Source organism: Acinetobacter sp. CIP 101966 (genome assembly GCF_000369725.1).
Classification (GTDB): domain Bacteria; phylum Pseudomonadota; class Gammaproteobacteria; order Pseudomonadales; family Moraxellaceae; genus Acinetobacter; species Acinetobacter lwoffii_Q.
On the sequence record NZ_KB850160.1, the window covers coordinates 1,020,711 to 1,035,486 of the forward strand.

Below are 14,776 nucleotides of genomic sequence, written 5' to 3' on the forward strand. Positions count from 1 at the left end.
TTAGCAGAATTAAGCCGTAGTATTTTCAAGCACTTTCTTGAACAAATCTTTTTGTTCCTGACTTGGCTTTGCAGTTTGAAGTGCCATCAATTGTGACATATCACCCTGTACTTTGATTTTGCCGGTCATGAAGGCCTGCATCGCAGCAGCCATATCAAATTCCAGGAAAACTTTACGTAGAGTTTCGCCATCCATATTCAGCGTGGTTTTGGCATTTGAAGACAAACCTTTCTTGATTGCCCCACCATCTAAAGATAGTTCAGTATTACCTGTAGTGTCCGCTACAACCAAATTAATCGCAAGGTTCGCCAAAGCTGGTGGCAAATTCAAATCGCCAGCTTGCGCAGTTAGAGTTTCTACAGTTGAAAACCAATCATCAGTTAAAAAAGCAGGCATGATCTTTCCTCAAATTATTTGTTCATTTGTGTCGACTATCCAGACGACATCATGTTGAAGCTATTATGCTTGTGCTTTGTTATATCATGATCATTAGCGCAAAGGCTAAAGAATTTTGTACGCGCCGTTCAATTTTTGTAGTTCTATTTTTATTTATGTTTATAAGCAGACATCAACCCGCAGGCTGATGTCTACACGTTCTAAAATTAGTCTGCAGCAAAGCCCAGATTGACCATATTGATCCGACGGTTCTCGCCTTCCACAGCTTCTTCAGTTGAATCACCGCCTTTGAAGTCGAATTCACGCTGACTGTCCAGCACTTCAAAATCAAATAATTCACGATCGACCAGCTGCGATGGCGAAACATTTTGCAATGCGCCAAAAATGCTGTGCAGACGTTTTGGATGTGCTTTATCCCAATCACGTAACATGTCATTGATAATTGCGCGCTGCAGGTTGTCCTGAGAGCCACATAAATTACATGGAATAATTGGAAATTGACGCATTTCTGCATATTTGATGATGTCTTTTTCTTCCACATAGGCCAGTGGGCGAATCAGAATGTTCTTTTTGTCTGAAGACAACAGTTTTGGTGGCATAGCTTTCAAGCTGCCGCCATGGAACAGGTTCAGGAAGAAAGTCGCCAGGATATCATCACGATGATGGCCTAAAGCAACTTTGGTCGCGCCAATTTCCTGCGCAAAACCGTATAAAGAACCACGACGCAAACGCGAACAGACTGCACAATAGGTTTTGCCTTCTGGCGTCAGTTTTTTGGTAATGCTGTAGGTGTCTTTTTCCAGAATGTAATACGGAATGTTATTTTCTTCTAAATAACGCGGTAGAACATCTTCAGGGAAGCCTGGCTGTTTCTGATCCAGATTCACAGCCACTACATCGAAATTGATCGGTGCGATGCGCTTGAACTGTAGCAGGATATCCAACAGGGTATAACTGTCTTTACCACCAGAAATACACACCATGACCTTATCGCCTTCTTCAATCATCTTGAAGTCACGAATGGCATGTCCGACCTGGCGGCGAAGCTTCTTCAACAAACGGTAGTAGGCTGAGCTTGTTGGCAGTTCAGGTTTGAAATTAAATCCTTGTTCGGACTCAACTGGCGAGTACATAGACGAGATTAACCCATAAAAAAAATACCGCGCAATTTTAGCCGATTCGGACCGCTATCGCATCAAAAGAATTTATTTTCATGAAAATGTCTTATTAGTTTCATTTTCATGTTTTATTTAGATTGATATATTGAACGATTGCGTTCATTTTTTAGTCAAGATGCTTATCTTTTGGACTTTTCCACAGTTGTCCACAAAAGCTGTGGATAACTTTGTGGATTGAAACAGACTTGACAACTTGTCCGGCTCAAAAGATAAGGCTTTTCTTTGAATTGATCATTTTTTGATCAATTTAATTATTAATAAAAATCAAATAGTTAACCCTGTCAAGCCTAAGGTTTTAAATTAAATCATATTTTTTTTTCTATCGCTAAAATGTAAAAAATGACTTGCATTTACAAACTCGTTTATAAATGCAGCGCACAAGTCTTTTCATTCCGTAATTTTTTGTTAAACTCTTTATTAAATTTTTCTCGCTTGTGTTTACTTAATATAAACAATGAAAATAAATGTGTATGTTTTGGGGGGTTATGGGATCAGTGGTTTGCTATTAGCAAGCTGTTGTCATTTTGCTTATGCTGGTCAAACGATCTATCAATTACGCGACAGTAATGGTAGTACTTTATTGACCAATAAGAAAAGTCGCTATAATCACCTGCAGGTAGAAAAGAAAACTTATTATCCCGACAGCAATATTCATAGTTATAGTAACTGGGGCTCGAGTGAAGCTTCCGTGTTACCTAGCTATAGTAAAAATAAAAATGCCTATGACTCGATCATCCGTCAGGCAGCACAAACCTATGGCGTGTCTGAAGGCTTGATTAAAGCTGTGATGCATACCGAATCCGGTTTTAATGTACAGGCACGCTCTCCAGTCGGTGCACAGGGCTTAATGCAACTCATGCCGGCGACTGCCCGTCGTTTTAATGTCAGCAACGCTTATGACCCGCAGCAGAATATTATGGCAGGTGCCAAATATCTGGCCTGGTTATTGAAACGCTTTAATGGCAATACCACTTTGGCACTGGCAGGCTATAATGCCGGTGAAGGTAATGTTGCCAAATATAAGGGCGTGCCACCGTTTCGTGAAACTCAGGACTATGTCCGTCGTGTCAGCAGCCGTTATCAGAACTTATATGCCCAAGGAATTGGCAATGCTAGTGCTGCCTATACAGCATCTTCTGGTACTGGCCGTGTGATTGCCAGTTCTGACAATTATTCGACTGAAACCACCACAGCTTCCTATATTCAGGCTGCTAAGTATCAGCGTCAGATCATTGCTCAAGCGGATGGCAGTTTCACCGATGCACCGGCAGGCTCTTATGCCACCGCGAATGCGTCAGCATCTGCAAAAATATATTTGAGTGAATAATTCCTAAACAGCTTTGTTTTTAAAGACCTATGTTTTAATTCGTACAAAAAATATCCTGTGTTTTTTGTAGCCAAATGCTATTTTTTCCTTGAATTCTTCTCGATTTCACCGCATATTGATTTCAATGATTTACATTTAATAATCAGATTATTTTTCTGTAATAAGAGGATTTCTCAATGATGCGGATTGGTTTGTTCTTGCTAACCAACCTCGCGGTACTGGTTGTAGCTGGCATTATCTTGTCACTCTTCGGTGTCGGTAGTTACCATGGCGTAGGTGGCTTGAATCTAGGCAACCTGTTGGTCATCTGTTTTGTGTTCGGTATGGTCGGCTCAATGATTTCCCTGTTCATGTCTAAATGGATGGCGAAAAAGACCACGGGTACTGAACTGATTGACCCGAATGCACCTCGTAACCAAGCTGAAGCCTGGTTGCTCCAAGAAGTTGCACAACTTTCTCAGCGTGCAGGCATTAAAATGCCGGAAGTGGGTATTTTCCCCTCTTACCAGTCGAATGCCTTTGCCACCGGCTGGAACAAAAATGATGCTCTCGTTGCGGTATCAACTGGCTTGCTTGAGCGTATGAACAAAGATGAACTTCGTGCAGTATTAGCGCATGAGATTGGTCATGTCGCCAATGGTGACATGGTCACTCTGGCACTAATCCAAGGTGTTGTGAACGCCTTCGTGATGTTCTTCGCACGTGTCGCAGGTGATTTTATTGACCGCAATGTCTTTGGTCGTGAAGAAGGTGAAGCCCCGGGTATTGCCTATTTCGTGATTACTATTGTGCTGGATATCGTGTTCGGTATCTTGGCATCGTCGATTGTGATGTGGTTCTCTCGTCACCGTGAATACCGTGCTGATGAAGCAGGTGCACGTCTGGCAGGTAAACAAGCCATGATTTCAGCATTACTGCGCTTACAGGCAGAATCTGAAATGCCAGATGCCATGCCGAAAGAAATGAAAGCATTTGCGATTTCTGCGGGTAAAGAAGAAGGCTTTAGCCTTGCTGCATTGTTCCAGACGCATCCAAGCATCGAACAACGTGTCGCTGCATTGCAACAACTTGATTGTGCTTAAGTAAAACTTTATTTTTGATTCAAAAAAAGCCTGCAATTGCAGGCTTTTTTATTGGATTCAATTATTCTTTAGCTGACCTATCATTGGCTGAACCATTGATACAGCGCCATAGCACCCCACCCGATCGCGAAGACAAATACAATCAGGAATAAAGTACCTAAAATATCGGGGATATGAATCCAGATCCAGGCCACCACGGGATTGCGCCAGAATGCTGATTGCTGTTGTTTGCGTTCCAGACTTTCATGCAAAAATGGATGCACCACATGTCGATCGCTATTAATCTGATATTCCTCGCGAATATGCAGGTGCACGACATCGAGCGCTTTGCGACTGGGCCGAATAAAAATATCAAAGACCGTGCCTGCCACCGGAATAAATCCTACTACCGCATCGATCGCCGCCATTTTCATCACTGGATTGAGTTTGGCACTCGGCACCCCAATCTGTTTGGCCTTATGAATGGCATAACAGGTCAGTACAAAACCGGCAATATCTCCAGCAACCGGAATCGTACTCAAAGCCGCGTCTGCCCCCACCCCTTGCTTGGTAAATGGAATACGCACCACGGAGTCCATCATATTGGCAAACTTGGCCAGATCACGTTCCAGACGTATCACCTCTTGTTGGCTTAGTTTTGGTTTTTGTCCAGACTCAGGCATAAGTTATTCCAGAAATAATGCTGATTTTCTTGAGCATAAAGTATTTTTTATACGCTGATGTATCAATCTGTGAATTAAAACAATAATTTGGAAGCCACAAATAAATACAGAATCACACCAGTAGCATCGCAGATAGAAGTCACCAACGGCGCCGAAGCACTGGCAGGATCAAGTTTGAGTTTATTTAAAATAAAAGGCAGACTCATACCGATCAGGCAGCCCATCAACACAATCCCGAGCATACTGATGGCCAACACCACTGCCACCATGATATCACCCCGAATATAACCCAGAATGGATACCGCAATCGCCATAGTGCCGCCTAAGCATAGCGCCACCAGAGATTCACGACTGAGCAGGTTAAACCAGTCCTTAAACTCGACATCGCCTGTGGCCAAGGCACGTACCATCAAGGTGGCTGATTGCGAACCGGCATTCCCGCCACTGCCCACCAAAAGCGGTAAGAAAAATACCAGCACGATATGTGCGGCAATGATCTCTTCAAAGTGTGCAATGCCGATTCCAGACAGTAGACTCCCAAAAACCAGTATCACTAGCCAAAAGACCCGCTTCTGATACAGGGTCAAAATCGGGGCAGTTTTCAGACTCAGCTCAGTCAACGGCGTCACTGCACCCGACTTTAAAATATCTTCGGTGGTTTCGGCTTCGACAATGTCCATAGCATCGTCATAAGTAACAATTCCTAAGAGTTTTTGCTGTGCATCAACCACAGGCAGAGCAATAAAATCATAGTAGGCCAAGGCTCGAGCTACAATTTCCTGATCATCTGTTACCTGGGCAGAAATCACTTCGCGTTGCATCACCTCGGCAATGCTCAGCTCAGGTAAGGCCTGAATGATCTGCCTTAGGGAAATCACACCGATCAGCCGTTCTTCTGCATCGACAATATAAATCAGATATAGGGTTTCCTGCCCGGCGGCCACCACACGTAAAGCCTGTATTGCTTCATCCATGGTTAAATCGGGTGAGAGCGTCACAAAACTTGAGCTCATCATGGCCCCAGCCGTGCCTTCCGGATAGATGGCCAGATCTGTGAGTGTCTGCTGGGATTCTTCAGACAAGGCGCTCATCAATTGCAGCTGTAGCGGCGGCGAAAACTGCTTATAAATATCGACAAAATCATCAGAAGGCATTGCGTCCAGAATGGGAACAAGTTCTGAAATAGATAGGTGCTTGGTCACGTTTAACTGCTGCCCTAGGGGCATAAAAGCATAGACCAAGCTTGATTCATTCAGTTCCCTTAAAATTTGGGCCTGTTGCCGAGCATCTAAACGACTTAAAATGCGCGCCTGATCGGCGACATTCAGCTGACTAAGTAAGCCTACAGCGATGTCGTGATTTTCAGAATGTAATTGTTGTTGGATATGCTGGATTTTTTCTGAAATTGTCGGCATAAGCAGCTCATTATAAAAGTCTGGCATTCAAGAGAGGTTTGTCCTGATCCCTATGTATCCTAATTTTTCATGTGAATAATTTTAATGATCATGCTGCAATATGACGATATTTTTTGTATAAATCAATTCCTCGATATTTAGCTAGAAAAAAGCCTGACTGAGTCAGGCTTGTTCACTTTCTAAAGATGGATGATCTATCACCACTGATTGAGAAACTGTTTTTTTAATCATCAGACCACGGATCAATACATACATAAAGGGAATAAACAGCAGTACCAGGACAGTGGCAAATAGCACCCCACCAAAAACACTACTGCCAATCTCCTGCCGGCTGATTGCACTGACGCCGGTGGCAAACATCAAAGGCAGTACGCCCGCTGCAAATGCAATGGAGGTCATGAGAATAGGACGCAAGCGTAAGCCCGCGGCCAGTATCGCGGCCTGAACCGGAGTATGACCTGCCCGCTCTGCTTGTGCGGCAAACTCTACAATCAAAATTGCATTTTTACAGGACAGACCGATGGTCGTCAGCAGGGCGATATGGAAGTAAATATCGTTTGCAAAACCGAACCAGGCACAGAACAGAATACTCCCTCCTACGCCCAGAGGAATCGCGGTCAACACCACAGCAGGAATCGTCCAGCTTTCATAAAGTGCCGTTAAACATAAGAAAATAAAGGCAATCGAAATTAGATACAAGAAAATAGCTTGCCCACTGCTGCGTTTTTCTTCTAGTGCAGCTCCACTCCAGGCCAAATTTACTCCGTCTTGTTCATCGACTAAAGCTTCGACATCTTGCATGGTTTGACTCGAAAATTGATCTTTGGGAATACCTGCATATACAGGCACGGCGTTATAGCCCATATAACGATTGATACTATTCGGTCCACCTTGCCAATTCAGCGTAGTGAATTGATTAAACGATAACATTTCGCCTGTGCTATTGCGGACATGCCAATGTGCCAAATCTTCAGGTTTAGAACGGAACTCCGCTTCGCCTTGCATGATGACCCGTTTGATTTGTCCACGATCAATAAAGTCATTGATATAGGTACCACTCCAAGCCGCAGCCAACGTACTGTTAAAACTTTGCTGAGGTACGGCATATTTGAGTAAACGTTCTATATCCAGTTTAATATTCAGCTCGGCACTTTCTTTGGGTACATCAAGTTGTAAATATTCAATCGATGATTTTGCTTTGGCACGGGTTTCAATCTCAGAGAAGGATTGCTGTAAAAACTCGCTACCCCTTGAATCTAGATCTTGTAACCAGAAGTCGACCACACGTCCATTACTTGACATAGAAGGCGCCATAAAGAAAATCTGGGCATTGGCATGATTGGCAAAGTGCTTTTGTGCACGATCTACAATGGCAAAGACGGTATCTTCAGGATTTTTACGCGCTGCCCAGTCCTTTAATACGACAAAAAGCTGACCACGATAAGGCCCAACTCCAACATTGTTTCCACTATACCAAATCCCAATGCTCTGGATGCGCTCAGATTCATGCTGCATTAAATAGTCTTGGACTTAACGCCCGACTTTTTCTATCTCAGAACGTGGTGCATTACCCGGCATCACAATTTGACCCATGACAAAGCCCATATCTTCCGTTGGCATCAAGCCTTCGGGCAAGGTTTTATAAAGCCAGCCAAAGCCTAAAACACATATACTAAATACAGCCAACATCGTCATTTTAAACTGCATGCTACGTGCAGAAAGCTTTTGGTAACGCATGGTGAGCTTATCCATGCCACGATTAAAACGCTTTGCCCATTTTGGTTGATGTGGTTGACGCTTTAGCAGTTGCGCTGCAAATGTAGGGGTGATGATAAGTGCTACCAATAAAGAAAGTAGCATTGCCACGACCAACGTGATGGAAAACTGACAATAGATGACCCCTGTCATACTGCCAAAAAATGCCATGGGAATAAATACAGCAGTTAAGACCAAAGTAATCCCGATCAATGCACCGCTAATTTCCTTCATTGACTTTAAAGCTGCAGCCTGAGCATCCAAATGTTCTTCATGCATCAAACGTTCAATGTTTTCCACTACTACAATGGCATCATCGACCAACAGACCAATCGCCAAAATCAGGGCAAACAAGGTAAAACTGTTTAAGCTCATTCCCAGTACATACAGCACCGCAAATGTGGCTAAAACTACAATCGGAATGGTGACTGCAGGAATAATAGTGGCGCGCCAGTTTTGCAGGAAGATAAACATTACCAAAACCACCAGTACCATCGCTTCAACCAGAGTTTTCGCGACTTGTTCAATTGAACTGGTAATGAATGGGGTTCTGTCCATGGTCATACGCAATTGATAATGTGCAGGCAAATTGGCTTGGGCATTTTTCAACACCGTTTGCATCTGCTCTGAAACCGCAATCGCATTACTCCGTGGCGCCAATTGAATCGATAATGCAGCGGATAAATGACCGTTGGTATAATTTAAATGGTTATAACTTTCTGCCCCTAACTCAACACGTGCAACATCTTTCAAGTACAGTACTGAACCTGAATCTGTTGTCTTCACAATGATTTCTTCAAATTCATCAATGCTACTTAAACGTGATCCCGCACTGACCTTGGCATTCATGTATTGATCTTGTGTTGTGGGTAATCCACCAATAGAACCAGACACAAGTGGTGCATTTTGTGTCTCGACTGCATTGCGAATATCACTCGGCATCAAATTAAATTGGCGTAGTTTATGTGGATTGAGCCAAATGCGCATCGCATAGCCTGCGCCATAAAGCTCCACTTCACCCATCCCGTCAATACGGGAAAAACGCGGTTCGACATGCACCATTAAATAGTCAGCAAGCTCTGTAGGTGTCGCCTTCCCTGATTCATCATATAAACTCAGTAATGCAAATTGATCATAACCTTGTTTATAAACAGCCACTCCATTTTGCTGGGTTTCTTCAGGCAATCGACTTAGCACACCATTGACCGCATTTTGCACTTGCAACAATGCCTGATCGAGATCCACGCCTTGCTCAAACGACAGGGCCAGATTTGCACGCCCCACGCTACTGTTGGACTGAAAGCTTTCCAAACCTTCAATGCCTTTTATCGCTTGTTCTAAAATTTGCGTGACCGATTGCTCAACGGTTTCCGCAGATGCACCACGATACCCCGCAGAAACACCTAACGCAGGTGCATCCATATTCGGCATATGCTCAATCGGAATTTTTTGCAGTGCAAAAATTCCTAATACCATCATGATAATGGCAATCACGGTTGCAAATTTAGGTCGATAAATAAAAAAGCGTGACAACATGAATAAAAATCCCCATCAGATGCATTCTCACGACACATTCTTGTATGAATAGATGATTTTTATAGCAATTTTCACACCATGCTGAAAACGCAACCAGTCATTGGACGAGTTTTGGCGATAAAAAAATCCCCGTATAAACGGGGATTTTTCAGCTCTAGAGTTTTCCTTTATTTTAAGCACGCGATTTTTTGATGATGAGTCGACGAATTAAAACATACATAAATGGAATAAAAATCAGCACCAGCAATGTTCCAAAAATGACACCACTAAATACACTCACGCCAATTTCCTGACGACTCACCGCACCAGCGCCTGTAGCAAAGACCAGCGGTAAAATCCCTGCGCCAAAAGCCAGAGAGGTCATCAAAATTGGACGTAGACGTAAAGACGCACCTTCTAGTGCGGCTTCTACTACCGATTTACCTTGTTGCTGCGCTAATGAAGCAAATTCCACAATCAGAATGGCATTCTTACAGGACAGACCAATGGTAGTCAGCAAGGCAATCTGGAAATAGATATCATTCGGGAAACCAGCCAGATAACTGAAAATAATATTGCCGCCAATCCCGAGTGGAATAGCTGACATCACGGCGGTTGGAATGCTCCAGCTTTCATATAAAGCCGCCAGACAGAGAAAAATAAAACCAATTGAAATCAGATACAGCCAGATCGCCTGATTATTGGACTGTTTTTCCTCGAAAGAAAGACCGCTCCAGACTACATCGACTCCCTCCTGCTCGGCAATCAAAGCTTCCACATCCTGCATGGCCTGGCCAGAACTGCTATCCTTAGCCCGATCCGCTTCCATTTGCAATGCGGTATAACCCATAAAACGGTTGACCACTTCAGGGCCACCACTCCAGCCCACTTGCGAGAAGTTGCTAAAAGGCACCATCTGATTCTGGTCATTGCGCACATGCCACTGCGCCAGATCTTCCGGCTTGGAACGGAATTCAGCATCACCCTGCATGATCACCCGTTTAATCCGGCCGCGATCAATAAAGTCATTGATATAACTGCCCCCCCAGGCACTGGATAAGGTACTGTTGATTGCCGATTGAGTCAGGCCGTTGGCCATGGCCTGTTTCTGATCAATATTAACGCGTAGCTCTGCTTTGTCAGGATTAGAACGTTTGCCCAGATTTTCAAAGCTCGTATAGTTGCCCGCCCGAGCTTCCAGCGCTCTAAATTGCTGTTCCAGATATTGTCGGCCATTGCCATTGATGTCTCGAATCCAGAAATCCAGACCATCGGTTTGTCCCAGGCCATTGACTGAAGCTGGCATGGACACGTTAATTTGTGCATTGCGATTGCCTTGAAAATGCTTCAAGGCCCGTTCACGAATCGCTTGTGCAGTATTGTCCTGACCGGAACGCTCATCCCAATGTTTCAACGCCACGAAACCGGTCGCGAGGTTCTGACCAGTTCCAGAGAAATTTCGCCCATAACGGATCATCACCAGATTGACATTGGCTTGTTCCTGATCCAGAAAATACTTACGGACTTCTTCACCGATCTGAATGGTATTTTTCATCGGGGCGCCTTCCTGCAATTTAATCTGCAGGCTTAAAATCCCCTGATCCTCACTTGGCAAGAAACTGGTCGGCAAGGCACGATAGAACAGCGCAAACACACCGATCAATCCGGCAAACAGCAGCAAACAGATCGCCTGACGCTGAATCGTGAGTTTAGACAAATTCAGATATCGATATTTTAAATGCTCCAGTTTCTGGTTAAACCAGGACGCCCATTTTGCCGGTTTAGGATTCGGTTTTAGAATAAGCGCGCACAATGCTGGGGTTAGAATCAATGCCACCATTAAAGACAGCGACATGGCCGCAACCAAAGTGATAGAAAACTGGCGATAGATCACGCCAGTCGATCCACCAAAAAAAGCCATTGGAATAAAGACTGCGGTTAAGACCAAAGTAATCCCGATCAGTGCCCCACTAATTTCCTGCATGGATTCCAGGGCAGCGTCTTTGGCGGACAGTTGCTTTTCATGCATCAATCGTTCAACGTTTTCCACCACAACAATCGCATCATCCACCAACAGACCGATCGCCAGAACCAGCGCAAATAAGGTTAAGGTGTTGATACTCATACCCAGTGCATACAGCACCGCCATGGTACCCAAAATCACTACCGGAACAGTCACGGTAGGAATCAAGGTGGCACGCCAGTTCTGCAAGAAAATGAACATCACAATGATGACCAAAATCACGGCTTCGATCAGGGTTTTGACCACTTCTTTAATTGATTCTTGTACAAAAGGCGTATTATCACGTGGATAGGCAATTTTATAGCCTTCAGGCAATTGCTGGGAAATACGGGCAATTTCAGCTTTAATCAGATTAGAGGTGGCAATGGCATTGGCACCTGACGCCAGCGAAATACCCAGACCTGCCGATGGATAACCATTATTGGTACTATAAGACTGATAATTTTCAGCACCCAGTTCTACCCGCGCAATATCTTTCAAATAAATAAAGCTGCCGGCACGATCCGATTTGACAATAATATTCTGGAATTCTTCCACGGTTTTTAGCCGTGAACCCGAAGTAACTTTGGCATTCAGGTATTGCTCGTCTATGGCGGGAAGATCACCAATCGCACCAGCAGCGACCTGAGTATTCTGGGCTTCAATCGCAGCACGCACATCGCTTGGCATCAGGTTATATTGTTTTAATTTTACCGGATTCAGCCAGATCCGCATCGCATATTGTGAACCAAAAACATCAACCTCACCAATGCCTTCAATCCGGGAAATGTCCTGTTCCAGATGGGTCATCAGATAGTCGGAAAGTTCAATATTGTTGCTGCGCCCCGACTCATCATACAGGCTGATCACCATATGGGTATCGCCGAGCGATTTAAAGACGTTGACACCTTGTCGTTGCACATCTTCTGGCAAGCGGTTCAGAACGCCATTAATCGCATTTTGTACCTGCACCTGTGCAGTATCCGGATCGGTGCCATTTTCAAAGCTAATACTGACCCGGCTGCGCCCTGAAGAATCACTACTCGAGCTGAAATACAGCAGATGATCAATGCCTTTGATTTGCTGTTCCAGCACTTGAGTCACGCTTTCTTCCACAGTTTCCGCAGAAGCACCGCTATAAGTTGCTGCCACCGTTATCCTTGGCGGGGCAATGTCCGGATAACGTTCCACTGGCAGGTTCATCCCTGCGAACAAGCCGATTGCCATGACAACAATCGCCAGCACCCCAGCAAAGATCGGGCGGTGGATAAAAAATTTAGACAGCATAAGTCCGGGTCACTTTTAATTAAATAGGGGTAAATTGATGCAGAACATAAGCATGCTATATCCAAATATTCAGTGACATAGCACTAGAATGCAAGAATTAAACACATAAAAGCTGCGATAAAAACCAATCATGGAGAAATTATGGATAATCCCTCTTGAGCACGTTATTGAGATTGCTCTTCCCTATTTATTAATAGCATTTTTCCAAACAAAAAACCCTGCAGATGCAGGGTTTTTTGGTGAATCAATTGAGCGGATTAAGCGCTGAACTGGTTCATTGTGTTTTTAGAATCATCACCAGCTTTCAACGCATTGTCACCAGCGAAGATTTCTTTGTGGTCATCACCGATGTCAGAACCAGCCATTGCTTGGTGTTTAACACATGCGATACCGCCGCGGATTTCTTTACGTTGTACGCCAGCAACATAAGCCAACATACCTTCAGTACCGAAGTAACCTTGAGCAAGCTCATGAGTAGAAAGCGCAGCTGTGTGGTAAGTCGGAAGTGTGATCAAGTGATGGAACACACCCGCTTCACGAGCAGCGTCAGCTTGGAATGTACGAACTTTTTCGTCAGCTTCAGCAGCCAGTTCAGTTGCATCGTACTCAGCGCTCATTAACTTAGCACGGTCGTAAGCAGAAACGTCTTTACCTTCAGCAACCCAACGGTCATATGCTTGTTGACGGAAGTTTAAAGTCCAGTTGAACGAAGGCGAGTTGTTATAAACAAGTTTCGCATTTGGAACTGTTTCACGTACACGGTTAACCATGTGAGCGATTTCAGCAACGTTAGGCGTCGCAGTTTCGATCCAAAGAAGGTCAGCACCGTTCTGTAAGCTAGTTACACAGTCAAGTACAACGCGGTCAATTTGAGTGCCTTCACGGAACTGGTATAGACCAGAAGCAAGACGTTTAGGACGGTGAAGTTTACCATCACGCTTGATCAGGATTTCGTCTTCTTGCGCTTCTGAAATGTCGATTTCAGTTGTGTCTAAGTAGCTGATGTATTGAGAAGCGATGTCGCCTGGCTCTTTAACCACTGGGATTTTTTGAGTCAAGTCAGCGCCTTCAGAGTCAGTACGTGCAACGATGATACCGTCATCAAGACCCATTTCTAGGAATGCATAGCGAAGAGCGTGGATTTTCGCGATGAAGTCTTCGTGTGGAACTGTTACTTTACCAGCTTGGTGACCACATTGTTTCGCATCAGAAACCTGGTTTTCGATTTGTAGTGCACAAGCACCCGCTTCGATCATTTTCTTAGCAAGTAAGTAAGTCGCTTCTTCGTTACCGAAACCAGCGTCGATGTCCGCAATAATTGGCACAACGTGAGTTTGGAAGTTGTCGATTTGTGAAGTGATTTCAGCTGCTTTAGCAGTGTCGCCCGCTTCTTGTGCTTTTTTAAGTGCACGGAACAAGTCGTTTAATTCTTTCGCGTCAGCTTGACGTAAGAATGTGTAGATTTCTTCGATCAATGCAGGAACAGACGTTTTTTCGTGCATAGATTGGTCAGGAAGTGGACCGAATTCTGAACGAAGCGCTGCAACCATCCAACCAGAAAGGTAGATGTAGCGACGTTCAGTTGTACCGAAGTATTTTTTGTTCGCAATCATTTTTTGTTGCGCGATGAAACCGTGCCAGCAACCTAGTGATTGAGTGTATTTGCTAGAGTCTGCATCATAAGCAGCCATATCACGACGCATAATTGCCGCTGTATATTTCGCAATGTCTAAACCAGTTTTGAAACGGTTTTGAAGTTGCATACGCGCAGCATCTTCAGGACTGATGTCTGCCCAAGTGTTACCGAATTTCGCTTTTAATTCGCGGATTGCATCAATCGCTGTTTGGTATGTAGTCATGATATATTCCTGTAATAATATTAGGATTTTTCTGCAACGAACCGCTCAAATCACACCCTCAATGACTTGTTCAGATTTTCGACGATCCGTTGGGATAGCTAAAGATTAGTGGGCTTATGAAAATTAATCCAATAGTCTGCAAGAATCTTCAGTATTTATTTAAAAAATGAGTAGATCAAAGTCTTATTACAATCTTGATAGATTAAATTAAGATTATGTTTTATATATATTTATTTAAAAATAAAAATGGATAAAATTTCCACATGTTGCTTAAAAATAATTCATTAGACTTAAGTCT

General features: G+C 43.9%; 8 protein-coding genes and 1 pseudogene. 2 read left to right on the forward strand and 7 right to left on the reverse strand.

The genetic code is table 11. The features are described 5' to 3' along the window. Window positions 1–9: 9 nt before the first annotated feature. Window positions 10–396 (reverse strand): SCP2 sterol-binding domain-containing protein, encoded by a 387-nt coding sequence (locus F891_RS11005; protein WP_004280536.1) that lies wholly within the window; start codon window positions 394–396, stop codon window positions 10–12. Window positions 397–602: 206 nt separating this feature from the next. Further along, window positions 603–1,529, reverse strand: a complete 927-nt coding sequence (gene ttcA / locus F891_RS11010; protein WP_004280538.1) for a tRNA 2-thiocytidine(32) synthetase TtcA — start codon at window positions 1,527–1,529, stop codon at window positions 603–605. Between the two features lie 499 nt (window positions 1,530–2,028). On the opposite strand from ttcA, the gene F891_RS11015 reads away from it, so the two are divergent. Together F891_RS11015 and htpX are read left to right on the forward strand one after the other, a co-directional pair. Further along, window positions 2,029–2,901, forward strand: coding sequence for a lytic transglycosylase domain-containing protein (locus F891_RS11015; protein ID WP_005263523.1), 873 nt, complete (start codon window positions 2,029–2,031; stop codon window positions 2,899–2,901). A gap of 176 nt (window positions 2,902–3,077) precedes the next feature. Beyond that, a complete protein-coding gene (gene htpX / locus F891_RS11020) occupies window positions 3,078–3,983 on the forward strand; it encodes a protease HtpX (protein WP_005263532.1) in 906 nt (301 codons plus the stop codon). An 80-nt stretch (window positions 3,984–4,063) separates the two neighbouring features. Here htpX and F891_RS11025 read toward each other — a convergent pair whose 3' ends face one another. From F891_RS11025 to F891_RS11045, 5 genes and pseudogenes are all read right to left on the reverse strand, one after another. After that, entirely contained in the window at window positions 4,064–4,645 is a 582-nt protein-coding gene (locus F891_RS11025; RefSeq protein WP_004280542.1) for a DUF4112 domain-containing protein, read from the reverse strand. Between the two features lie 74 nt (window positions 4,646–4,719). Continuing rightward, window positions 4,720–6,060 carry a magnesium transporter gene (gene mgtE, locus F891_RS11030; protein ID WP_004280544.1) on the reverse strand — a complete coding sequence of 447 codons (1,341 nt, stop codon included), beginning with the start codon at window positions 6,058–6,060 and terminating at the stop codon, window positions 4,720–4,722. A 162-nt stretch (window positions 6,061–6,222) separates the two neighbouring features. Then, window positions 6,223–9,351: pseudogene (locus F891_RS11035) on the reverse strand (efflux RND transporter permease subunit). Window positions 9,352–9,523: 172 nt separating this feature from the next. Next, window positions 9,524–12,619: a multidrug efflux RND transporter permease subunit gene (locus F891_RS11040; RefSeq protein ID WP_005263537.1), complete on the reverse strand. Its 3,096-nt coding sequence runs from the start codon at window positions 12,617–12,619 to the stop codon at window positions 9,524–9,526. Window positions 12,620–12,876: 257 nt separating this feature from the next. Further along, entirely contained in the window at window positions 12,877–14,478 is a 1,602-nt protein-coding gene (locus F891_RS11045; RefSeq protein ID WP_004280550.1) for an isocitrate lyase, read from the reverse strand. Window positions 14,479–14,776: the final 298 nt, after the last annotated feature.

Bases quoted from the DNA above. Each gene is read 5' to 3' on its own strand.
- F891_RS11025 (WP_004280542.1), bottom strand. From the start codon at position 4,645: ATGCCTGAGTCTGGACAAAAACCAAAACTAAGCCAACAAGAGGTGATA.
- F891_RS11005 (WP_004280536.1), bottom strand. From the start codon at position 396: ATGCCTGCTTTTTTAACTGATGATTGGTTTTCAACTGTAGAAACTCTA.
- F891_RS11040 (WP_005263537.1), bottom strand. From the start codon at position 12,619: ATGCTGTCTAAATTTTTTATCCACCGCCCGATCTTTGCTGGGGTGCTG.
- mgtE (WP_004280544.1), bottom strand. From the start codon at position 6,060: ATGCCGACAATTTCAGAAAAAATCCAGCATATCCAACAACAATTACAT.
- F891_RS11045 (WP_004280550.1), bottom strand. From the start codon at position 14,478: ATGACTACATACCAAACAGCGATTGATGCAATCCGCGAATTAAAAGCG.
- ttcA (WP_004280538.1), bottom strand. From the start codon at position 1,529: ATGTACTCGCCAGTTGAGTCCGAACAAGGATTTAATTTCAAACCTGAA.
- htpX (WP_005263532.1), top strand. From the start codon at position 3,078: ATGATGCGGATTGGTTTGTTCTTGCTAACCAACCTCGCGGTACTGGTT.
- F891_RS11015 (WP_005263523.1), top strand. From the start codon at position 2,029: ATGAAAATAAATGTGTATGTTTTGGGGGGTTATGGGATCAGTGGTTTG.